At 31.3% G+C, this 24822-nt stretch carries 20 protein-coding genes; 16 read left to right on the top strand and 4 right to left on the bottom strand.

What is annotated here, in order from left to right; genetic code table 11:
- Window positions 1-5: 5 nt before the first annotated feature.
- Window positions 6-1301 (bottom strand): right-handed parallel beta-helix repeat-containing protein, encoded by a 1296-nt coding sequence (locus tag Q0912_RS07480; protein WP_299113626.1) that lies wholly within the window; start codon window positions 1299-1301, stop codon window positions 6-8.
- Window positions 1302-1760: 459 nt separating this feature from the next.
- Here Q0912_RS07480 and Q0912_RS07475 point away from each other — a divergent pair, with 459 nt between their 5' ends.
- The 12 genes from Q0912_RS07475 to Q0912_RS07420 all read left to right on the top strand — a co-directional run bounded on the left by Q0912_RS07475 (window position 1761) and on the right by Q0912_RS07420 (window position 15345).
- Window positions 1761-3305: a hypothetical protein gene (locus Q0912_RS07475; protein ID WP_299113624.1), complete on the top strand. Its 1545-nt coding sequence runs from the start codon at window positions 1761-1763 to the stop codon at window positions 3303-3305.
- A 7-nt stretch (window positions 3306-3312) separates the two neighbouring features.
- Complete coding sequence (locus Q0912_RS07470) at window positions 3313-4422, top strand: glycosyltransferase family 4 protein (protein ID WP_299113622.1); 1110 nt, start codon at window positions 3313-3315, stop codon at window positions 4420-4422.
- Window positions 4423-4445: 23 nt separating this feature from the next.
- Window positions 4446-5561, top strand: a complete 1116-nt coding sequence (locus tag Q0912_RS07465; RefSeq protein ID WP_299113620.1) for an O-antigen ligase family protein — start codon at window positions 4446-4448, stop codon at window positions 5559-5561.
- Window positions 5558-6139, top strand: a complete 582-nt coding sequence (locus tag Q0912_RS07460; RefSeq protein WP_299113618.1) for a serine acetyltransferase — start codon at window positions 5558-5560, stop codon at window positions 6137-6139. Before Q0912_RS07465 ends, Q0912_RS07460 begins: the two co-directional genes overlap by 4 nt.
- A 9-nt stretch (window positions 6140-6148) precedes the next feature.
- The gene (locus tag Q0912_RS07455; RefSeq protein ID WP_299113616.1) at window positions 6149-7114 is read left to right on the top strand and encodes an ATP-grasp fold amidoligase family protein; all 966 of its coding nucleotides are present in this window, start codon (window positions 6149-6151) and stop codon (window positions 7112-7114) included.
- 54 nt (window positions 7115-7168) lie between these two features.
- The gene (locus Q0912_RS07450; RefSeq protein ID WP_299113614.1) at window positions 7169-8104 is read left to right on the top strand and encodes an ATP-grasp fold amidoligase family protein; all 936 of its coding nucleotides are present in this window, start codon (window positions 7169-7171) and stop codon (window positions 8102-8104) included.
- Window positions 8094-9167 (top strand): glycosyltransferase, encoded by a 1074-nt coding sequence (locus tag Q0912_RS07445; protein WP_299113612.1) that lies wholly within the window; start codon window positions 8094-8096, stop codon window positions 9165-9167. The genes Q0912_RS07450 and Q0912_RS07445 overlap by 11 nt, the downstream gene beginning before the upstream one ends.
- A 37-nt stretch (window positions 9168-9204) precedes the next feature.
- A complete protein-coding gene (locus Q0912_RS07440; RefSeq protein WP_299113611.1) occupies window positions 9205-10263 on the top strand; it encodes a sugar-transfer associated ATP-grasp domain-containing protein in 1059 nt (352 codons plus the stop codon).
- Window positions 10264-10487: 224 nt separating this feature from the next.
- A complete protein-coding gene (locus tag Q0912_RS07435) occupies window positions 10488-11639 on the top strand; it encodes a glycosyltransferase (RefSeq protein ID WP_299113609.1) in 1152 nt (383 codons plus the stop codon).
- 11 nt (window positions 11640-11650) lie between these two features.
- On the top strand, window positions 11651-13555 hold the full coding sequence (gene asnB, locus Q0912_RS07430) for an asparagine synthase (glutamine-hydrolyzing) (RefSeq protein WP_299113607.1): 1905 nt from the start codon (window positions 11651-11653) through the stop codon (window positions 13553-13555).
- 6 nt (window positions 13556-13561) lie between these two features.
- Window positions 13562-14695: a glycosyltransferase family 4 protein gene (locus Q0912_RS07425; protein ID WP_299113605.1), complete on the top strand. Its 1134-nt coding sequence runs from the start codon at window positions 13562-13564 to the stop codon at window positions 14693-14695.
- Between the two features lie 35 nt (window positions 14696-14730).
- Window positions 14731-15345 (top strand): sugar transferase, encoded by a 615-nt coding sequence (locus tag Q0912_RS07420; protein ID WP_299113603.1) that lies wholly within the window; start codon window positions 14731-14733, stop codon window positions 15343-15345.
- On the opposite strand, the gene Q0912_RS07415 is transcribed toward Q0912_RS07420, so the two are convergent.
- On the bottom strand, window positions 15342-15998 hold the full coding sequence (locus Q0912_RS07415) for an HAD family hydrolase (protein ID WP_299113601.1): 657 nt from the start codon (window positions 15996-15998) through the stop codon (window positions 15342-15344). The genes Q0912_RS07420 and Q0912_RS07415 overlap by 4 nt on opposite strands.
- Window positions 15982-16953 carry an ATP-grasp domain-containing protein gene (locus Q0912_RS07410; protein WP_299113598.1) on the bottom strand — a complete coding sequence of 324 codons (972 nt, stop codon included), beginning with the start codon at window positions 16951-16953 and terminating at the stop codon, window positions 15982-15984. Before Q0912_RS07410 ends, Q0912_RS07415 begins: the two co-directional genes overlap by 17 nt.
- A gap of 418 nt (window positions 16954-17371) precedes the next feature.
- Here Q0912_RS07410 and Q0912_RS07405 point away from each other — a divergent pair, with 418 nt between their 5' ends.
- Genes Q0912_RS07405 through Q0912_RS07390 form a run of 4 tightly spaced genes read left to right on the top strand, consistent with a single transcriptional unit; the run spans window position 17372 to window position 23592 of the window.
- A complete protein-coding gene (locus Q0912_RS07405) occupies window positions 17372-18499 on the top strand; it encodes a DegT/DnrJ/EryC1/StrS family aminotransferase (RefSeq protein ID WP_299113596.1) in 1128 nt (375 codons plus the stop codon).
- On the top strand, window positions 18493-20388 hold the full coding sequence (locus Q0912_RS07400; protein ID WP_299113593.1) for a nucleoside-diphosphate sugar epimerase/dehydratase: 1896 nt from the start codon (window positions 18493-18495) through the stop codon (window positions 20386-20388). Before Q0912_RS07405 ends, Q0912_RS07400 begins: the two co-directional genes overlap by 7 nt.
- Window positions 20389-20421: 33 nt before the next feature.
- Window positions 20422-21198 (top strand): polysaccharide biosynthesis/export family protein, encoded by a 777-nt coding sequence (locus Q0912_RS07395; RefSeq protein WP_299113591.1) that lies wholly within the window; start codon window positions 20422-20424, stop codon window positions 21196-21198.
- Between the two features lie 21 nt (window positions 21199-21219).
- Window positions 21220-23592 (top strand): polysaccharide biosynthesis tyrosine autokinase, encoded by a 2373-nt coding sequence (locus Q0912_RS07390; RefSeq protein WP_299113589.1) that lies wholly within the window; start codon window positions 21220-21222, stop codon window positions 23590-23592.
- A 38-nt stretch (window positions 23593-23630) separates the two neighbouring features.
- Here Q0912_RS07390 and Q0912_RS07385 read toward each other — a convergent pair whose 3' ends face one another.
- The gene (locus Q0912_RS07385; protein WP_299113587.1) at window positions 23631-24803 is read right to left on the bottom strand and encodes a proline dehydrogenase family protein; all 1173 of its coding nucleotides are present in this window, start codon (window positions 24801-24803) and stop codon (window positions 23631-23633) included.
- Window positions 24804-24822 lie beyond the last annotated feature (19 nt).

Raw genomic sequence — 24822 nt, 5'->3', positions numbered from 1 at the left:
GACTCTTAATTTTTTAAGGTATAGTTAATACTAAAGTTTGCATTCTTATTGGGATTGTACTTTATATATTGCTTAAATTCTGTCAGGTTTGGGGCCTCAAGAATAACATGCCCTGTTATATCTTTAACACCATTTAGCGTCCCTAAACTAGAACCTCTAATTGTAAAAAAAGCTGATTTAGAATCGAATTTTACATAAGCATTTTCAAAAGAAAACCCACCTATAGGTCCAGAAGATTTAAAATAATCTGGCACTTCTAAATAGATAGCACTCATATCGTCTTTTTGCTGACATATATTAATAGCGCTAAGGTTTTTAAATGTGACATTATAGGCATTACTTGGTTTTCTTGAATAAATTAAACCCCAATTACTTCCATCTACAGTGATATTATTAAACGTTACTTCACCTTTTACAGCATTGTAAGGACGTGAAGATATAACGATTTCTGCTTTTGGATAACGATTAGAAATATCGTGATTCATGCTTAAATAACAATTGATGAAATTTATACTAACAGGTTCTGATTTATCAGTTAGGTTATCTAAACCCAATACAATACCCGAATGATAATTATTTGTAAAAGCACAATGCTCAAAATTAACATTGATTACTACATCTGTTTCTTTATCGGGTTCAATATCTAAACCTGCTTCTGGTAATGTTCCTTTTGTTTTTGTAAATACCGAATTTTTCACCCAAACGTCTTTTGCACTAATAATACTTATACCTTGTCGTTTGTTGTTAGTAGAGATAACATTATTAATTCTGATGTTTTCAGAATAATGTAATGATTTATACCCATCAATATATATACCATCTCCTCCAGAATTGGCTATAGTTAAATTGTTAACCAAAACATTTTTGCATCCCATAAAACTGAGTCCCATCCGCCATTCTCCATCAATATACTCTTCTTTATTCATGGTAAGTAAAGCGCCATTACCTATAACATTTATGTTCTTGCAGTTAACAAACTTTAGTAAACAATCACTAGTAGCTACAAAAGCATTCGGTTTGGCTCTAAAAACAACACCTTTTTCAAAAATAATAGTCTTGTTTTCTAAGTTTCTAAACTTTAAAGGTGATACCAGCCATTCACTATTCTGTTTATCAATAATAATTGTATCATTATTTCTAATAGCCTCATAAACGAATTTTTTATTGTCACTAGCATTAAAGCCATATGCCGACACTTTAATACTTTGCCCTAACGAAAAAAGCGGAAAGCATAAAATAATACAGTACAACGGCATATTTCCCTTAAAAAAAGGGAAATCATTACATAAAAGTTTTTTCATTGAACGCAAAATATCTACTTTTAATCGCATTTATTGATGTTAGACGTGAAATACTGTTTTTTATCAAAAAAAATATTTGATATGCATAGGTTTTATAATCTTTGCCATTAACCAAATTTACTAGATTTATCACTATTTATGACCTATGGAATCAAAAGAATTATTTAACTCTTAGTAGCTATGAAAATCGATTAAGCACCAACTAAGATTAAATATATTCTAAAAATAGTTTTCAACGGATATCTAATACATTAGATGTCTATAATAAAACTAAATTCCCTAAACCTACATTACTGATATTTCTGGAATGATGAACAATCTAAAAATGATATTAATTTTAATATCTGATTGTAAGTAAGTTATGTTTTTAAAATTAGAAAAGAATAGCCATTTTATTGATCATGTAAAATTTATATTCTTGCAAACCTGTAATGCTATATAACAGCAAAATACTAGTAGATGTCTAGAGTAAAGAAATCTTTAAAAAACGCAAAAGTAGGAGTCTTCTTTTTCATTGCCTCTATTTTCGTTCAGTTTTTCTCTAGGAAGTTGTTTTTAGATAATCTTGGTGATGAATTTATAGGTTTAGAGACTACTTTAAGAAGTGTTTTAGGGTTTCTCAATTTGGCTGAGCTTGGTATTGGCACTGCTATTGGCTTCACGTTATACAAACCCATTTTTGATGAAAATCATAGCGAGATTAACAAGATTATTGCCTTACTTGGTGTACTTTATAAGCGAATAGGTTATTTTATTATTGGTATAGGAATAATTGTATCACTTTTTTTTCCTTTAATTTTTAATGATACGTCCTTTACGTTGGTTTTAATATATTTTGTGTTTTACACGCTTCTATCCTCAACATTACTTAGCTACTTTGTCAACTATCATCAAAGTTTACTTGGAGCAGATCAAAAAGGTTATATTATACAAGGTTATTTTCAGACTTTAAATATTGTCCGAGTTATACTACAGGCATTTGTCGCTATATATCTAAAGGATTTCTATATCTATATCATTCTTGAGCTAATCTTCAGTATTATATACAGTATTGTGGTAAGACAAAAAATAAAAAAAGAATATCCATGGCTTATTATTAATTCTACTGGGAAAGCAGAAATCATTAAAGAGTATCCAGATATTATCAAAAAAATAAAACAAGTATTTGTCCACAAAATGGGTTCTTTTGTGAAAAATGGAACAGACAATATTCTAGTATTTGCTTTGGTAAGTTTAGAAAGTGTAGCATTTTTTGGAAACTATCAACTTATTTTTACCAAACTTGGAGGTTTAGTAAAAATGGCATTTGCTGGTACAGGTTCTGCAGTTGGCAACTTAATTGCAGAAGATAATCAGCAGAATATTAAAAAAGTATTTTGGGAGCTTATGGCTGTACAATTCTTTATTGCCGGCTTTTTTGGACTAATTATATACTTCACCATGGAACCCTTTATAATGCTTTGGCTGGGTGAAGATTATATTTTGGCAAAAACAACATTATTATTAATGGTGGTCAATTTTTTTATCTTTCAAATTAGTTCTACAGTAGAGCGATTTAAAAATGCTTACGGTTTATATTCAGATACATGGGCTGCAGCTACTGAAGCTATTCTAAATTTGGCGATCTCACTAATCTGTGGGAGTTTTTGGGGAATAGATGGTATTATACTTGGCACACTAGTTAGTCTTATTTTAATGGTAGTTATTTGGAAACCCTATTTTCTTTACAAGAACGGGTTTAAAAAAAGTGTATGGCTATATTGGCAAGGTGTATTACCATTAGGCATAGTCTTCTGTGTTTCTGCATTTGTAGTAAGTTTTATTGCCCAATACTTTGTTTATGATAGAGAATCATCGAATTTTTTAAACTGGATTGTTTATGCCAGCATAATAACAACTATAGTTACTATAACCTATGGCACACTAATGTTTATATTTATAAAAGGTTTTAAAGTATTTGCTTATAGAATGAAAGATTTAATAACTAAAAAAATTAGTAGATAACATTAAGATGAGCCATAAAAAGAAAATAGGGTTTGTTATTGGTACATTATCATCTGGTGGTGCTGAACGTGTAATATCTACACTAAGTAATTCGCTTATTGAAAGGTTTGACATTACCATAATTACATTTGCAAAATCTACACCTTTTTATGCTTTAGATAATAGAATTAAAGTAATTCCTTGCAGAGAAAAAGTTAATAAACCAAAATCCGCATTCGATTCTCTAAAGTTGAATTATGGCTTGGTAAAACGTATTTCAAAAATTTCTAAGCAAGAAGAAATTGATATTCTTATTGGTTTTATTACTTCTGCGAATATCTTAACAGTACTTGCTTCAAGATTAAATGGCATTCCATCTATTATAAGTGAACGTAACAATCCCTTAGTTGAAGATGTTCCAAAACTATGGGAAATACTCAGAGGTTTAGTTTACCCTAAAGCTAGCATATTGGTACTTCAAACTAATGGTATTAAAAAACTATATGAAAAGAAAATAAAGCCTGACAAAATTGCTATTTTACCTAATCCTATTTCATCAGGTTTATCCAAATTACGGAACAACAGCATAAAAAAGGAAAAGATAATTCTATCTGTAGGACGACTTGACAAAAACAAATGCCATGACGAATTAATCACAGCTTTTTATACAATAAATTCAAATGATTGGAAGGTAAAGATAATTGGAGACGGTAGTAAAAAACAAGAATTAACTGATCTTATCAAAACATATAATCTATCAGAAAATGTCGAAATTATTTCGAAAGTAAAAGATATTGATAGATATTATAATGAAGCCTCCCTTTTTGTATTTACATCAAAGACTGAAGGATTTCCTAATGCTCTCTTAGAAGCTATGCATTTTGGTTTACCTTGTGTTTCAACAGATTGTAATTTTGGACCATCAGATTTAATAAACGACGGTGAAAATGGTTTTTTAATTCCTGTAAATGATCAAAAAGCATTAACAACAAAATTATCAGAACTGATACATAATAAAGATTTACAAACTAAATTCTCAGAAAATGCAAAGCAAACCACAGAACAATATATGAGTGAAAAAGTAGTAGCACAATGGGAAGCATTAATTAATAAACATATAAAAACAAATCTAGTATAAGAGCCAAATATGGGCATATCTATATGAAAATTATAAAGTACATAACATTAGCACTGGTTATATTCAATTTGCCATCAATTGGGCTCTTTGCATATGGTGGTGGTGTAGGCGGAATGCTAAGCTATGGTACTATTTTTATGCTTGCAGTTTATTATGCCTTAGAAAAAAAGACGACACCAAATTGGTGGATTATAGTTATAGCGCTACTATATTTTATTATAGGCAGCTTACAGTTCTACGGTGCTCCAATGGTATTTATGATGGAACTCATTAAGTATTTCATTTTTGTCATTGCTGGTTACGAGTTAACTAAGCACGTAAGTATTACAGAATTATATGCATTCTTTATAATTGGTGCGTTAAGTGTTGGTGTTGAAGCCATGTCGTTTACAAATGATTATGGAAGGTATGCAGGGTTTTATCTTAATGCCAATGTAGCTGGATTTATATGTATTTATGGTTATTCTTCCATATATGGATTAAAGAACGGTACACTAAAATTATTTGGACAATTTGTTTTTACTTTAATGGGGTTATTGACATTTTCTAGAACATTTATTGTCATATGGCTATTACTAAACATCATCTCATTAAAAGTTAGTATTAAAAATATTAGAATTTTCGGCATCGCTTTTTTAATATTCTCAACACTTTTATTTATTGATCAGGTTGTAGGACTAAATAACCCAAGGTTTGAACAACTAAAAAATATTGTTAGTAGTGAAAATAAGGTGTCTAGTGAAGAAATCAGTGAAGACTCAAGAACCGAAACATGGGCAAAATTTTATGACCAGATACTAGAAGCCCCTATAGTTGGCAATGGTTATGGGACGTTCTCAGGAAAAATTAATTCTATGGGAGTACATAATACATATTTAATGATCATTGGAGAAGCTGGTATAATACCATTTCTACTCTTCTTAGTATACATAGCGCGACTCTTTTTTAAGAGTTTTATATACTTTAAACCTGCACCCCATCTTATAATGCAAACTATTTCACTAGCTGTATTTTTGCTAGCCAATCATAATTTTTTCACATTCTATTATATGACATTTGCAGCGATGTGGATACAATATCAAATATATAAATTGGATAACGGAGAAGAACAAGAAGAGGAAAAACTTATAGAAACATGATAAGTTCTAAAACAGAATATTACCATTATTTAAATCAAGATAAGAAAGCGCTTGGTATAAAACCAGTTGGTATAGCAGGTAAGTTTATGAGCTACCTATCCCCTAACCATATATGGAAGTTTCAAAAAACCATGCGAAAACTCGAATATTATACCAATTGTAAAAATAAAAGTATAAATAAACTTTATATCTTATACCTAAGATATAGATTTAAAAATGTATCGTTAAAACTAGGCTTCTCTATACCAATCAATGTATTTGGTCCAGGCTTATCTATAGTTCATTATGGTACAATTGTAATTAACCGAAATGCAAAGATCGGTAGCAATTGCAGAATGCACGCTTGTGTTAATATTGGAGCTTCGGGTGGAGAAAGTGGTGCGCCACAAATCGGAGACAATGTATATATAGCACCAGGAGCAAAAATTTATGGAAATATTAAAATCGCTAACAATATCGCTATAGGCGCTAATGCTGTAGTTAATAAGTCTTGTGAGCAAGAAAACGTTGCTCTTGCTGGTGTACCTGCAAAACCTATAGGAAGCGTTGATATTAAAAAAATAATAAAACACATCTAACCCAAATCAATGAGTACCGATTTAAGAAAAAAAGGTTTAAGAAAAAAGATATCAAATATTTATGCCTCGGATTTAGGATATTATGCTATAAGACCCATTTATAAAGTATATGAGTTTATATTAAAAATGATACCAGATGATGTCTTGGTAAAGCATAGTTTTAAAAAACATATGGGTTATGCTCTAAATCTAAAAAACCCTATAACATTAAATGAAAAGATTAATTGGCTAAAAGTATATCATAAGAAAGATATACATACCACTATAGCAGACAAATACAAAGTAAGGTCATATATAAAAGAAAAGATTGGAGAAGAATATCTAATCCCTCTACTCTATCACACTAAGGATCCAGAAGATATTAGACCAGAAAATTTACCAGATGTAGATCATATCATAAAGTGTAATCATGATAGCTCTGGAGGTATAGTAGTTAAAGACAAATCTGCAATAGATTGGCCGCAAACAAGAAAACGCTTTAAACGTCTCCTAAAAGCTAATCATTATTACAGCACCAGAGAATGGCAATACAAAAATATTGAACCCAGAATTGTCGTAGAAAAACTACTAACCACTGAAGATGGAAATTTACCAGACGATTACAAAATACATTGTTTTCATGGTAAGGTACAATTCTTTGGTGTCGATGTAGACAGACATTTACCTAGTCGGGGCAGAAACCTATACGATACCAATTGGAATTTATTACCATGTAATTGGGGAAGACCAAACGGAAGAGAATTACCAAGACCCGAAAATTTAGAAGAAATGATAGCACTAGCAGAACAACTTGCTAAAGATTTTGTCTACTTGAGAGTAGATTTCTATTCTGTAAAAGGGAAAACCTATTTTGGTGAATTAACATTACATCAATCCTCTGGTTTTAGAAAATTTTGGCAAAAAGAATGTGATGAAAAATTTGGTAATTTACTAAATATTAAACATTTAATTAATGAAAAAGTAACAAGTCCTTAATATAGAAATCATGAATTTTGTTTTGTTTTCTAGAGTTTAACAAAACAAAAAAGCATGAAAAAAATGAGGCATATAATTTCTAATTTTTATAGAGAAACTGATTTAGGTTATTTAATGCTAAACCCATTTTACAAAACATATGAACTTGGGTTAAAATTAGTTTCAGATAAATTTATAATTAAAAATAGTTTTAAAAAACATATGGGTTATACTATAGATTTAGACAATCCACTAACATTAAACGAAAAAATTAATTGGCTAAAACTTTATGAAAGAAAGGAACTCCATACAAAAGTAGCAGACAAATACAAGGTTAGAGATTACATTGAACGTACTATTGGTGGTGAATATTTAATTCCTTTGCTATATAACACAAAAGACCCAAAGGATATAAGAAAAAAGAATTTACCAGATGTAGAATTTATCATAAAAACAAATCACAATAGTTCTGGTGGTATTATTGTAAGAGATAAATCTAAAGTTAAATGGAAAAAAATAAGAAAGAAGCTTAAACGGTTAATGAAAGAAAACCATTATTACTCTACACGAGAGTGGCAATACAAAAATATAGAGCCTAGAATTGTTGTAGAAAAACTTTTAACCTATAGCGACGGTAGTATACCAGAAGATTTTAAATTACATTGCTTTAATGGTAAGCTAGCATTTGTAATGGTAGATATAGGAAGGCATAACGAAAAAAGATATAGAAACATATATGATAAAGAGTGGAATTTGTTGCCCTGTAATTGGGGAAGACCAAATGGAAATGATATTGAAAAACCATCTAACTTAAAAGAAATGATAGAACTAGCAGAAAAAATTGCTAAAGACTTTATTTACGTAAGGGTAGATTTTTATTCCGTTTACGGTAAAACATATTTTGGAGAATTAACGTTTCATCATGCATCAGGATTACAAAAATTTTTTCAAAAAGAATGGGATTATAAATTTGGTAAACTGTTAAATATTAGCGGAATAAATGGAAAATAAAATAAAAATCTTCTTTGTTTTACCAACCCTTTTTGCCGGTGGTGCAGAAAGAGTTATGTCTTTTGTTTCTCAAAATTTGGATAAAGAAAAGTTTGATGTTACTCTGGTCGTAATTGGTTTAGAGAAGGAAAGTAAGTTTCCTGTATCGGGTATACCTGTGATATACTTAAATAAAACACGTGTTATGAGAGGTGTTTTTGCCCTTTCTAGTTTAATTAGAAAGCAAAAACCACAAATTGTAGTTAGTTCAATTTCTCACTTAAATGCTACAATGGGCTTAATTTCTATTGTTTTACCAAAAGTTATTTTTGTCGGAAGACACGCAAGTATATTAAACAAAGTACACGCTAGTAAGAAATCTTTTTTTCAGTCAATTTTTGACTACTTTTCTTATGGAACAAGAAAGTTAGACCACTTTATATGCCAGTCAGAAGACATGAAACAGAGCATAATCAATGTTCATAACATTGACAGCGAATCCATTAGCATAATTAACAACCCAATTACCCAAACAGATGTCATAAAAACTAACATTAATAAAACGGGTATTAAAAAATTCATCACTGTTGGTAGGTTAAGCAAAACAAAAGGTCAAATGAGGATTCTTGAAGTATTAAGACAACTCACCATCCCATTTCATTATACAATTATTGGTGATGGTCCTTTATATAATGATATTGTAAATAGAATAAAAGAATATGGATTAGAAGATAAAGTGACCTTAATAAAATTCACAGATCAGGTATTTAATTATTTAATTGAACACGACATATTTTTACAAGGTTCATACTCTGAAGGTTTTCCTAATGCATTGTTAGAAAGCTGTGTCGTTGGTGTACCTGCAATTGCTTTTAATTCACCTGGTGGAACCAGAGAGATTGTAGAAGATGGGATTAATGGATACTTAGTAGAAAACCATGAAGAATTTGTAAAAAGACTTTCCGAAAATAGAGATTGGGATCCCGAAATAATAAGAGAATCCGTTTATAAAAAATTCAATAAGAATAAGATTATAGCTGATTATGAAAATTTATTTAAAGAGATTTTAAGAAAAAGTAGTTGATTGATAGCCTATTCATAAACTTTAACTTAAAGAAATCATGAGAAAAATTGTTAATGTAACAAAGAGCATTCTAGAAAAAGGTAAATGGTATGCCTTCCATAAAGAACAAAACAATACGGCTAGAAAACATCTCAAAAACATTGAGGCGGTTAAAGGAAAGCTAGATGCCAAAAACATAAGACTATGCAAAGAATATGCAAAAGATGTGTTTGGGCACGAGCGCTATGCGCAATGGTTAATCGTCTATGCAACCTATGCAAGAGAACTTAAAGAAGGTTGGATACCCGATAATTATTACGGAGAAGTTGTGCTTCCACAATTAAATGGTGAGTATGGTAAGATATGTAACAGAAACGCAGTAATTACTTCTTTATTAAAAGAAGAAGACACCTTAGATATTTGTTACTATGTAAATAAATATTTTTTAAATGCAAACTATGAGGTACTAAACGGTGAGATGTTAAAAAAGTTACTTTTCTCTCAAAATGAAAAAATAATATTTAAACTCGAAAATTCTCGTCAAGGCAAAGGCATATACGTATTTACTGAAAAATCTTTCGATGTTAACACAATAAGAAAATTAGGAAACGGTGTTTTTCAGGAATTCATAGAGCAACACCCTTTTTTCTCGCAATTTAGCACATCTTCAGTCGCTACCATTCGTATTACATCTATGTGCGATGATAATGGAGTACCACAAGCAAAAACCGGATTTTTTAAATTTGGCAATGAAAGTGACGAATACATAAAGTCCAACTCAGCTATTTATATCCCTATTGATGTTAAAACAGGTAAACTCAGCCATGAAGCTTATACATACTATTGGAAACTATTGAAGCAACTTCCTGGTAACGATTTAGATTTTGGAGGAATAGAACTGCCTTTATTCAATGATTGTCTGGCAGAAGTGAAACGCGCACACAGCCAAATACCTTTTGTAAGATGCACAGGTTGGGATATCATTTTAGACAAGTATGATAATGTTAGGATTATTGAAGTCAATGGAGGCCATAACGGAATCACGTTAAATGAAACAACTTCTGGTCCTAATTTTAAAGATTTAGGTTGGGAAAATTTAAGAAAAACTAAACAATAGTATTCTTTTTAGCTATTAAACACGAAAAATGCTCAACAAATCGAAGAAATATATAGATACTGCGAGTAACTATTATATTTGACCAAGAAACGAGATCAATTATTTTAAGCTCAATAAATCTACCTACTATATTTCAGTTTTATTGAACTATAATTTAAGAGAATTGATTTAAGTTATTTGCGCATTAGCAACTACTTTAGTTTCAAAAGTTTAATACAGTAACAATGGCCCCAAAGACCAAAAAAAATATAGCCATACTTAGTATAACTCTAGGTAGTGGAGGTGCAGAAAAGGTTATAAGTCTTCTCTTAAAAGAATTAAGGAAAGATTATAACGTCACTTTGGTGCTATTTCATAATACAATACATTTCTCCATACCAGATGAGATTACAATAAAAATACTTTCGGATAATCCACCTGACAGAGCATTTTATTTAAAGTTTATAGACACTTTTAAATACATTATTAAATATTACCGATTTGTAAAGCAAAATAATATTGATATCTCAATATCATTTCTCGCATTTCCAAATCTCATCAACGGAATCGTATCAACTTTCAATAAAAAAGTAAAGACAATTATTAGCGAAAGAGGCTTCCCTTCAGATAATGTAACAAGTAAGCTTTCCTTTTATATATCAAAACTGTTCTACCCTGTTTTTTATAATAAATGCCATAAGTTATTTTCTAATTCGGTACATATCAATAATGATTTAAAAGATAATTTCGGAATTAAAATACCGATGGAAGTTATATATAATCCTATTGAATTGCCAAAAGAAATAATCACACCTAACAGCCTAAATACCAACATAAAAAGACTAAATGGTATAACAGCTGGCACACTTAATAAGAGAAAAAACCAGATAATGATTGTTAGAGCAGTTAAAGCTTCTAATTTAGATTATGATTTCACAATTCTAGGAGGAGGCAATTTAGAAAATTATCTCGCAGAAGAAATTAGCAAAGCTAACCTTGAAAAAAGTGTTAAGCTTGGTGGTAAAGTAAAAAATGTTAATGAGCAGCTATTATCTAACCACTATTTTGTGCTTTGCTCGTTTACTGAAGGTTTCCCAAATGCATTGTTAGAAGCTATGGCTATTGGATTACCATGTATTTCATCTAATTGCCTTTCGGGTCCATTAGAGTTATTAAATGAAAATGAAGAAATTACTATAAACAATGGCGAATTTTATATAGGTAAATATGGGTTACTCGTTAACAATGATGATCATATTGGCTTAAGCAAAGCAATGGATTATTTTCATAATAACCCAGATGAAAGAGAAAAATTTAGTGCACTTAGTTTAAAACGTGCAACACAATATAATTTAGAAAATATATACGCTAAGTTTAAACAGTTTATAGAAAGTTAATTAACCAATATATGTGCGGAATTAATGGCATAATAACTAAGACCAAAAGAAGTAAGAATGAAATAAGCTCTATTCTTAATGGCATGAATAACCTTATCATTCACAGAGGTCCTGATGAAGATGGTTTGTTTGCAGAAGAGAACGATACGTTTTCTGTTGGCATGGGAATGCGACGTCTATCTATTATAGATTTATCTTCTGGTCAGCAACCAATTTTTTCTGATGATAAACAGATCGTCATCGTTTTTAATGGAGAAATCTATAACTATAGAAGCATAAAAGCAAAGTTAGAAGCTGAAGGAGTTAGTTTTAAAACGTCTAGTGATACTGAAGTTATTTTAAAAGCTTACGAAAAATATGGAGTCGAATCATTTCAATGGCTCGACGGCATGTATGGTTTTAGCATCTATGATAAGACTAAAAACAAACTATTCATTGCTCGAGATTTCTTTGGTGAAAAACCGTTGTATTATACACATACAGGTAAAGAATTTATTTGGGCTTCAGAGTTAAAATCAATTATTAATACTATTGATTTTACGCCTAACATTTCTAAAAAAGGCTTAAACCTGTATTTTAGACTAACTTATATACCAGCACCTCATACAATCTACGAGAACATTTATAAACTAGAAGCCAACCATTATATTGAATACAATCTGGCATCTAATCAAACCACTATTCATAAGATAAATGCTGAACCAAAACCAAAAACTATAGATATTTCGTTTGATGATGCTAAAGCAAAAACAAAAGAGCTCGTTTACAACAGTGTAGATAGTAGATCAATTGCAGATGTAGGCTTAGGTACATTTTTATCTGGTGGAGTAGATTCGTCTATTATTTCACTTTGCCTTTCTCAAACCACAGATAAAAAGATAGATACATTCTCTATAGGCTTTAAAAAAGCATCTTATGACGAAACTGATAAATCTAGGGTTGTAGCCAAAATGATAAATAGTAATCATCATGAGTTTATTATAGATGAAGATGATTTAAAAAATAACATCCACGATATATTAGTAAATTTTGATGAGCCCTTTTCCGATACAGCTGCACTACCTACTCACCTACTATCCGAAAAAACCAGAGAGCATGTTACAGTAGCATTAACAGGTGATGGTGGTGACGAAGTCTTTGGAGGTTACAATAAGTATTACATTGGTAAAATGAACAAAAGGTATACTGGAGTTGTGCCAAAAGGTTTACATAAAACTATATCGAGATTAAGCAACAAATACCTTGTTGAAAAAGATGATAAGCGTGGTAGAAATTTTAAGATCAATAAATTATTAAATGCCATAGATTACGATGGTGACTTTTATTGGGACATTATTTCTTTAGCAAACACAAGCAATCAGTTAGAAGAAATCATGAGACCAGAGTATTTTGAAAACAATCTTTTTCAAGAATACAAGGATGTGCTCGGCAAACAAAAGATTGAGAGTTTAACCGATTTTAGATTAGTGGATAAAATCTTGAGCTTAGAAGGCGGAATGCTTGCTAAAGTAGATAGGACCAGTATGATGACATCTTTAGAATGTAGAGCACCATTTCTAAATAGAGATATATGGGAATTTACTAATACATTGCCAGAAAATTACTTAATGAAAGGCTGGAATAAAAAGCATATTTTAAAAGAAGCCTTTAGAGATCAGTTTCCTGATGAGTTTTTAGAAAAAGGTAAAAGTGGTTTTGGCAGTCCAACTGGTGACTGGTTAAGGCAAAGTCTACGACAAGAATTAGAGGGCTATATAGACCCTAATATGCTTAAAACACAAGGCATATTTAACATAGACGTGATTACAAAATTGGTAAAGGATCATTTAGACAGTAAGAAAGACAGTACCTTTAAAGTATGGTCATATTATTGTTTTCAAAAGTGGTACAAGTATAATTTTCTCAAGCAGAAATAAGACAAGATGGATAAAAAAAGAATATTACTAATAGCATCTTACGATGGGTCTCTTATTAGATTTAGAGGAGATTTTATAAAAAGCCTTGTGGATAGTGGCTTTGAAGTATTTGCTGCTGCACCAAGTTTTGCTGAGAGAAATAGTCTGGAGATAAAGAACCTTGGAGCAAATCCTATTGAATTTAATTTGCAGCGTACAGGTCTCAATCCTATAAAAGATTTTAAATCCATAAAAGAGCTAAAATCCATTATAAAAGAGAACAAGATAGATTTAGTATTTCCATATACAGTTAAACCAGTCATTTATGGCTCAATGGCAGCCAATATGTGTAAAGTGCCTGTGGTGTCTTTAATTACAGGTTTAGGCTATACATTTACGGGTTTAACAAAAAAAGCACGTACACTTCAGCGCTTTAACGAAACCTTATACAAGCTATCCATAAGAAAAAACAAATCTATTGTTTTTCAGAATAGAGATGATTATCAGCTTTTTTTAGATAGAAAAGTAATCTCTAAAAAGCAAAACGTAGACTTTGTAAGTGGTTCTGGAATTAATCTTAATAAATTTAGGTTTAAAGAAAAAGATGCATCAAACAAGGTAAGCTTCCTTTTTATTGCCAGATTAATTCAGGAAAAAGGAGTGGCACTTTATACAGAAGCTGCAAAAATTTTGAAGAAAAAGTATCCTCAAGCAGAATTCCATGTTATAGGAGCGCCAGAAATATCACCTTCTGCAATAAGTTTAGAAGAACTGGACGAACTACATAAAGAAGGTGTTATCGTTTTTCATGGTAAACAATCTAATATCGAAGAGCATTTACATAAAACTGATATTTTTGTATTACCAAGCTACTATAGAGAAGGGCTTCCCAGAACCACCTTAGAAGCTAATGCATGCGGAAACCCAATTATAACAACAGACTCTGTAGGTTGTAGGGAAGCTGTAAAAGAAGGTGTAAATGGATTTTTAATAGAACCACAAAATCTAGATGCTCTTGTAAAACCTATGGAATATTTTATTACTAATCCGAACAAAATAAAGCAAATGGGAATTAATAGTAGAACATATGCCGAAGAACGTTTTGATGTTAATATTATAAATAATGACCTTATAGAGATAATAAATAACGCCCTTAATTAATTTTCAAATATTTGAAAAGCTAAATATTTAGAATTATGAAACTTTACCATATAATAAAACGTACAGCTGATTTTTTTGCAGCATTAATTAATTTAATTATCGCCTCCCCAATATTAATTATACTAATAGTAATACTGGCTATATCAAATAATGGCAAGCCCTTTTTCTATCAGACGAGAACTGGCAAAAACGGAAAACTCTTTACCATTATTAAATTAAAAACCATGAATGATAAAACAGACAGCGAAGGTAATCTTTTACCTGTAGCGTATCGCATTACTAAGATTGGTGATTTTTGTAGAAAATATTCTCTAGACGAGATTCCACAATTATTTAATATTCTAAAAGGAGATATGAGTTTAGTAGGTCCTCGCCCACTTTTACCTAAATATTTACCCCTCTATACGGAAGAACAAAACAGAAGGCATGAAGTAACACCTGGTATTACTGGATGGGCTCAAGTAAATGGGAGAAATACTATTAGCTGGGAGCAAAAGTTTGAACATGATGTGTATTATGTTGATAACCAGTCTTTTTTACTAGATGTAAGAATTATTTTTAAAACCATAGACAAGGTGATAAGCAGAAAAGATGTTAATCATTCAGAGAATGATGATATGCCAATATTTACAGGCACAAAGAATGTTTAAACGATTTTTATATCGCTGAAATTTAAAACAAATTCTTGAGGCTTATGCTTTGCATCCATATATGTATGTGAAGCAAAATGAATATTTTTTCCATTATCTATTAGACCAACAGTATACCAACCTAATTGATTAGGCGAAATAAAATCTTTTTTCATGTTATCTGCAATATACCAGTAATCGCAGTTAGGAAATTCGGCTTCAATAACTCTAAAGTTCTTTGTACTAGGCTTTTCTGTACCTATATCTTCCGATATTACTATTGTATCAACCAGATCAGTAATACCTAGCGCTTTTAACTTTGTCTTTTGAGTATTGGATCTGCCATCAGTCACGATTCCTATTTTACCGCTTCTAGACTTTATAGAATCAATTATGTCTTTTGCTCCTTCAAACAATTTTATATTTGGATGATGGGTTCGATACATATCTATTAATGATTGCCTTTCGACATTATATTTTGAAGTCAAAAAATCAAAGACATTTTCTTTATTTCTATACATTGAAAACATAGAAACATACAACGGTTTCCAATCATTAACTTCAAGTTTCTGTGCTATATACTGATAGGCAGATTTTAAAAAATCCAGCTCATTGTAGAGTGTATCATCGAGGTCAAAAACAATGACTGTGTTAGCATTAATCTTTATATCCATGCACTAAAATTTCGTCATCATATCTAATCATTAGTAAATCACTTTCCCAAGAATCAAAATTATCTTCAATAACATTATCTAATAAATACTCTTCAATAATCCATTTAGGGAAATTAGCACCTGCCAGATAAGATAAAGGGTAACCACCACCAAACCTCGGATTTATTTCTATGGCATATATCTTAGATTCATCAGAATTGTGCAGAAAAAATTGAGCCGTAATACAAGCAACTGCACCTTCCATATGTAGAAGATGTTGTCTTATATATGTAACTAATGCATTATTTTGTGTTAATGCTTTATATACTTCACCATCCCTTACCTCTAATCGCTTTCTAGGTACAGCACATTTTAACTCATTATTTTTATCGTAATACAAGTCACAGGTATACTCAGTAAAATCATTATGATCTAAGTATTCTAAAAACATAAGTTTATCATTTTCAAAATGATAATCCCTCAACTCACTCTTCTCATTAATCAAATATGTGTCTACACTTCGGCTACCATCATAAGGTTTAATAAACATAGGTAGAGAATAACTATCTTTCTTATACTCCTTTGCTACGCTTAATCCTTTAGCTTTAAAAAAGCTATGTATTGCTCTTTTATTACGGCATTTTTTAATAAAATCCACAGATGAAATAGCAACCAAAATACCTTCCTTTTCTAAGCGTGCCTTGTTTTGTGCTAGCTGAAGTAATTCTGTGTCTATGGTTGGGATGATAAGTTTAATATTATGCTGTTGACATAAACCGACAAATTCTTCAAAATATAAGACTTCGTCCAACCTTGGAACTTCAAAATAATGATCAGCCACTTGGCAGGCTGCGGAAAGTTGAGGTTTAGAATCTGAAGCAAACACTTTAGATTCTGGAAAAAATTTCTTCAATTCTTTTTGAAAAGACCTAACCAGTGATACACGTCTACCAGCAGAAGTTATTAAAATGTTCATCTCATTCAGTTAAGGGCAAAATAATTGTGACAATATAATGAAAAGCAAATATACTTTTGTTGTTCAACTATATAGAATTGCTCCTATATAAAGCATATTAATTGGTTAAAACATCAATTAATCACTAATAGTATTTTTTAATAACTCTCTAGAGCTACTTACTACTTCAAACGCATTTATCCATATACAATACTATGAGTTTTAGATGAGAGTTATTTTGCTAAACAAGCTCAAAATATATTGCTGTAAGCATTTAATCTTGCTCATAATCAACAACGTAAATATCTGCCTTTTATCGTCTTTATTTGTACCGTACCATTTTATTAACGCATATTTAACCGATTTTTAGATCGTGTCCCAAATCCCTCTAAGACATGAAATTGAGAAAGTAATCATAGTTACTTAACAATTTTTGCTTATGAAACCTAAAATATGGTTATCGTCCCCTCATATGAGCGGTGCCGAACAGACATACATAAAAGAAGCCTTCGACACTAATTGGGTCGCTCCTTTGGGACCAAACGTCAATGGCTTTGAACATGATTTACAATCTTATCTTAATGAAGACAGATACATTACTGCTCTAGCATCTGGGACTTCTGCATTACATTTAAGTCTTATTTTATTAGGTGTTACCAATGGTGATGAAGTTATTTGCCAAAGTAAAACGTTTTCAGCATCAGCAAATCCAATTGTTTATCAAGGAGCTACCCCAGTTTTTGTGGATAGCGAAAAAGATACATGGAATATGTGCCCGGAGCAATTAGAGATTGCAATTAAAGATAGGATTGACAAAGGTAAAACACCAAAAGCTATTATACCTGTACATTTATACGGTATGCCATATAAAGTTAATGAAATTCATAAAATAGCAGAAGAATATAACATACCTGTAATTGAAGATAGTGCAGAGTCATTGGGTAGTCACTATAACGGAAAGAATTGTGGTACTTTTGGCGACCTTTCTATATTATCATTTAACGGTAATAAAATTATTACCACATCAGGTGGTGGTGCTTTGGTAACCAGAACTGAAGCACATAAAAATAAAGCAGTTTTTTTAGCCACTCAGGCCAGAGACAATGCACCACATTATCAACACTCACACATAGGTTATAATTACAGAATGTCTAATATCGTTGCTGGTATTGGTCGTGGACAGATGACTATTTTAGATAGCCACATAGCAAAGCGTAGAGCTAACCATGAGTTATATCAAAAGACATTTGAGAATAATGATAAAATAACATTTTTAAGTGAACCAAAAGATCATTTTTCAAATCGCTGGTTATCTGCTATTTTACTTGATTCTAAAACTACAAGAGAAGGTTTGAGACTCGCTTTAGAAAAAGAAAATATAGAGTCAAGACCTCTATGGAAACCAATGCATCAGCAACCAGTATTTAAAGATGCACCTAGTTATTTAAATGGTGTGTCTGACGATCTATTTGATAGAGGACTATGTCTTCCTAGTGGATCGAATCTTACTAATGACCAACTGGATAGAGTAATTTCTGCCATAAATACGTATTTTGCAGTATGTTAGTGAAGTTTCTACATAGAATATCACAGCGATATGCCTCAAAATGGCTAGTACTATTATTTGATGTATGTATTGTTATAACTACTTTTTTTCTAGCATATTTAATTCGCTATAACTTTAAGGTAGATTTCGATTTTTTTACTGCCTTAAAACAAACGCCTTATGTAGCAGTAGTAGCTGCGATTAGTTTAATTGCTGTTGGGTCTTACAAGGGTGTTGTTAGATTTACAGGATTTAAAGACATCGTTAATGTCATTATCGGAGCCAATATTTTAGCTACTATTCTAATTTGCTGCACATTTTTAAGCAGAAAATTTATGGGAGATAATAACCTGTTTGATATTTCAGGGTCTATCATCTACATTCACTTGTTGCTTAATATTCTATTTTTGATTGGTGCAAAATTATTTATAAAATCACTCTATAACCAAATCACTCAAGATTTTAATACAATTTCTAATGTATTGATTTTTGGAGCTGGTAATTCTGGCATGCTCACCTACGATGCTATTCAAAACGACACTAAAAGTGGAATTGAAGTTGTTGGTTTTATTGATGATGACGAACGTAAAATAGGTAAAAAAATAAACCTACTCAAAGTATATGGCATTGACGAAATTGATGAAAAATTTATTAAAAAGAATGCCGTAGAATATGTTATTATCTCTATTCAAAATATAGATCCAACAAGACTATTACAAATAACCGGAAGCCTATTTGCATTAGAACTTAAGGTAAAAATAGTACCACCAGTACAAAGTTGGATTGATGGAGATTTAAGCGTAGGACAAATAAAAGAAGTAAAAATTGAAGACCTTCTAGGTAGAGATCCTATTAATATTAAAAACCCAGATTTAGAAGATCAGTACGACAATAAAGTAATATTAATAACTGGAGCTGCTGGTTCTATCGGAAGCGAAATATGCAGAAAGGTTAGTTTATACAATTACAAAAAGCTAATACTTGTAGATAATGCTGAATCTGCATTATATGATATTCAACAAGAATTTAGACAACAAGGGCTAACCAATATAGATGCTATTGTTGCTGATGTAAGAAACAGATCTAGAATTGATCAGATATTTAACCTATATAAACCAAAGATAATTTTTCATGCTGCTGCCTATAAGCACGTACCTTTAATGGAAAATAATCCGTTCGAAGCTGTTAGCGTTAACATTGGCGGTACAAAAAATGTAGCTGATATAGCAGTAAAGCATAGTGTAGATAAATTTGTTTTAATTTCTACTGATAAAGCTGTAAACCCAACAAATGTTATGGGTGCTACCAAACGAATTGCAGAACTCTACGTCACCTGTCTTAAAGGTAAAGGGCATACTAAGTTCATTACTACCAGATTTGGTAATGTATTAGGTTCTAATGGATCAGTAATTCCACTATTTAAAAACCAGATAGAAAAAGGTGGACCTCTAACAGTAACGCACAAGGAAATAACACGTTATTTTATGACAATTCCCGAAGCTTGTCAATTAGTATTAGAAGCTGCAGCTATGGGTAATGGTGGTGAAATATTTGTATTTGATATGGGAGAGCCTATCAAAATTTTCAACTTGGCTACAAACATGATAGTACTTTCAGGTTTACGATACCCAGAAGATATTGATATTAAAATTACCGGGTTAAGACCTGGAGAAAAAATATATGAAGAACTTTTAGCTGATGGTGAGAACACCAAGAAAACATATCACGAAAAAATAATGATTGCAAAATCAAGACATGTCGATATCGATGCTGTTGAGAAGCAAATCAATAAGCTTACAAATATTAAGACCTTAACGCAACCATTAGAAATAGTGGCATTAATTAAGAATTTAATACCAGAATATATATCTAATAATTCCACATACGAAGTATTAGATACTAAGAAATAATCCAAATTATAAACTATACCTAAAAAAGTACAAATGAAAACTCGCAATCTCTTTATTCCATTATTAGCTATTTTTATGCTATCTTCATGTGGATCACGCAAAAACATTGTTTACTTTCAGGACGAACCTATAGAAGGTGGCGTCTTAATGTCTGAGCCAAAACAATTAGTTTATAAACCAGATGATATTTTAACAATCAATGTAGCAGCTTTAGATCCAGATACTGTAAGACCATTTAACTTGGCGTTAGTGCAGGGAGGTAATACTGATGTTGTTGCCGCCAGAGGAGGAATGCAACAGCAAACCTATTTAGTAGATTATGATGGTAATATAGAGTTTCCCGTATTAGGAACTTTAAAAATCGCAGGATTAACCAGAACTGAGTTAACCGATATGTTAACCGAAAAAATAAGTGAATATGTAACCGACCCTATTGTAAACGTTAGGTTAGCTAACTTTACAGTAACTATTTTGGGAGAAGTAAGAAACCCTGGTACGTTTACTATACAAGATGAGAGAATTACAGTTTTAGAAGCATTAGGTTTGGCAGATGATTTAACCATTTTTGGAAAACGTAAAAATGTAATGCTAATAAGAGAGGTAGATGGAAAAAAGAAATATGCTAAAATAGACCTTACTACTGTTAACGTCGTTAACTCCCCTGTATATTATTTACAGCAAAACGATGTTATATACGTTGAGCCAAATAATGCTAAGATTCGCTCATCAACTTATAACCAAAACAATTCAGTATTAATTTCTGCTATTGGTACACTAACGACTGTTATAGCTGTATTCTTAGTAAGATAAAATTTTACATTTATAGTCTTTATGGAGTCTAAACCAAATTCAGTAACAGCAGATATAAAACAAAAAATAGAGCTTTTCCTCTCCTATTGGAAATGGATTGCTCTTTCTGTTATTTTGGCTATTGCATTAGGCTACACTTATTTGCGATACACTACATATGAGTACAAAGCTTCTGCTACTATTAAAATTAGGGACGAAAAGCAAGCCACAAAATTACCAAGCATAGAAGACATAAATAGTGAAGGCTTATTTTCTGGAGGTACGGATAAAATTAAAGATGAAATTCAGATTATAAAATCGCGTACTCTGATGGAGAACATCATTAAAACTCTAAACTTAAACATTAGAGTTTTTGAACAAGGTAAAATAAAAGAAAAAGAGCTCTATGTAAATCCACCTGTTAGTGTAAGTTTTTTTGAGAGTGATTCAGTAATCCATAATGTTAAAGCAAATCTTTATCTTAAAATTAAATCAGATACCGAATTTATCTTGTTTAAAGACGATGGTAAATCTTTTATTGACAGAAATGAATCTGAAGGCATTGTATATGCATTTGGTGATAAAATTGAAACAAACTATGGAGGCATTATAGTTGTTCCTAATGTAGGATCTAATGCTCCAAGAAAAGGTAGTAATCTCAAAATAACTATTACACCTGTTGTTAAACTTGTTAGTCATTATCAAAAAAGTGTTAATGCTTTTACAGAGAAAGGCTCAAGTGTTGTTGAACTGGAGCTAAAAGAAACTGTTGCGCAAAAAGCTGTCAATTTTTTAGATCAGCTTATTATTGAATACAACAATGATGTCTTACACGACAAGGAAGAAGTGGTTAAAGTAACCTCAGAATTTATCAATAGACGTCTAGAGCAAGTACAAGAAGAATTAGGTGAAGTAGAATCTAACGCACAACAAATACAACAGCAAAACAACCTTACAGATCTAGGCTCTCAGAATAACTTAAATCTACAAGCAAAAAAACAACTAGAACAACAAATTTCTACTACGGCCACTAATATTCAAATGATTTCTTATCTACAGGAAGAAATGAACGACGAAAATAAGATTAGTGATATGTTGCCAGCTAATGTTGGTATAGGAGACTCTAATACTGCCCAGATTATAAAGAATCACAATGACCTTGTAGCAAAAAGGGATAAGTTACTGAAAACCTCTACAGAAAAAAACCCTACTGTCGTTCAATTAAACAATCAAATCGATGCTCTAAAAAATAATCTTGAAAGCTCATTAAGCAGTATAAAGAAAACTTCAGAGCTTACATTAAATAACTTAAATTCTGAAAGTAACAGAATTAGCGGGCAGCTCTACGTTGCACCATCAAAAGCAAGGAAATTTAGAGGTATTCAAAGGCAACAAGATATAAAAGAATCACTTTACTTGTACTTATTAGAAAAGCGTGAAGAATCTGCTATTAGACTTGGTATGTATCAGCCAAGTGCTAAAATTGTAGATAGTGCCTATTCATCTTACAAACCTGTTGCTCCAAATAAAACAATTACATATTTGGCTTCTTTTATTTTTGGACTTATGATTCCGTTAGGTTTAATCTACGTATCAGATTTATTAGATACCAAACTTTACAGAAAAGATGACTTAGTAAGTCTTTTAGATATACCATATTTGGGAGATATACCTAAATCACCTAAAAAGATAAAGCTTGTAAAAAAAGCAGATTATTCACCAAAGGCTGAAGCGTTTAGAATTGTGAGGTCTAATGTGGATTTTATGTTAAAAGGTGTTAGTGGTAGAGCTAAAAAGTTATTCATAACTTCTACCAAAGCACAAGAAGGCAAATCCCACACAAGTACTAATTTAGCGACTTCAATATCCTATTCTAATAAATCTGTTTTATTAATTGAAATGGATATTAGAGTTCCTAAAATTTTGGATTATCTAGATATTAAAGAAAAGCCTAAAAAAGGGCTAACAGATTTTTTAGCAGATACTTCTGTAAAACCTCAGGATATCGTTTTAAAGCGAAAAGATAATAGCTTCTTTGATATAATACCTTCTGGTACTATTCCTCCTAATCCATCAGAATTATTAATGAGCGATAGAGTTGAAGAACTTTTTAAACATTTTGAAAAGAAATACGATTATATAATTGCAGATACTTCTGCAGTTGGTCTTGTAAGTGACACCTTATTGATTTCTAAATATGCAGATATGTTTATTTATGTCGTCAGTGCAGATGGTGTTGATAAAAGACAGCTTGTTCATGTTGCAAAAACACTATATGACGAGAAACGATTACCAAATATGACATTGCTATTAAATGGTGTCAAACAAGGAAAGAAAGGTTATGGCTATGGTTATGGTTATGGAGATAACCCTAACAAGAAAAGGAAATGGTATCAATTTTCTTTCTTAACTTAAGATTCAAAAAATATAATGCCTTGTCTTACGATGAGGATTTATAGTTTTCTTCGTTTTTTTTCAGACTTTAATAAAGACAGTTCCCTATTAGTTTGTCCTGCAACAGAAGTATTTTCCTCTGCCCTCCTTATTAGATATGGCATCACATCTTTTACGGGTCCAAAGGGAATATATTTTGCAACATTATAACCAATAGATGCTAAATTAAAACTTATATGATCACTCATACCATAAAGTTGACCAAACCATACATTATTATCTTGCTTGTCAATATTTAAATCATTCATCATTTCCAAAGCCAAGTAACAGCTATGCTCATTATGGGTGCCAATAAATACAGACATATCGCCTAAGTTGTTTAACATATACTTTAATGCAGCGTTGAAATTGTCATCAGTAGCTTTCTTGTTTTCACATATTGGTGATTTATAACCTTTTCCTTCTGCTCTGGCACGTTCCTTTTCCATATACGCACCACGAACTATTTTCATTCCTATTTTAAAACCATGCTCCTGCCCTCTTTGATGTAACCCTATGAGGTAATCTAACCTATCCCATCTATAACATTGTAATGTATTATAAACAATCGTTTTATCAGTGTTGTATTTGCGCATCATATCCTCCACTAAATCATCTGCAGCATCTTGCATCCAACTTTCTTCCCCATCGATCAAGACTTCAACATCTTTTTCCTTAGACAATTTACAAACAGCATCGAATCTGTCTACTATTCTATTCCATTCTTGTTGCTCAGCTTCAGTAAAATCTACACTTTCTGTTTTTTTTTGATATAAATAAAATCTTCCAAAACCAGTAGGTTTAAAAACAACAATAGGCATAGCATCTTTTTCATCACAAAAATGAATGATTTTTAATATTTTTTCTAAAGCACTATCAAATTGTTTCTCAGTCTCTTTTCCTTCCACAGAATAATCCAATACAGAACTTACCCCTTTAGTATATAGCTTATCAATTACTGGTAAACAATCCTCTTCGCTTACCCCTCCACAAAAATGATCAAAAACCGTAGAGCGAATTAAGCCTTCAACGGGTAAATTAGCTTTAAGTGCAAAATTGGTAGCTGCAGTACCGATGCGTACTAATGGTTGTGAGGAAATCATTTTAAACAAAAAATAGGCACGTTCTAATTCTGGATCAGATTTTAATGCAAATGCAGTGCCTGTGTTTTCAAAGAGTGAATAGTCTATCATTTAGAGAAATATATAATTA

The sequence above is a fragment of the uncultured Winogradskyella sp. genome, from assembly GCF_947498345.1.
Classification (GTDB): Bacteria; Bacteroidota; Bacteroidia; order Flavobacteriales; family Flavobacteriaceae; genus Winogradskyella.
The sequence above is the reverse complement of the archived record's forward strand: the minus strand, read 5'-3'. Positions and strand labels throughout refer to the sequence as shown.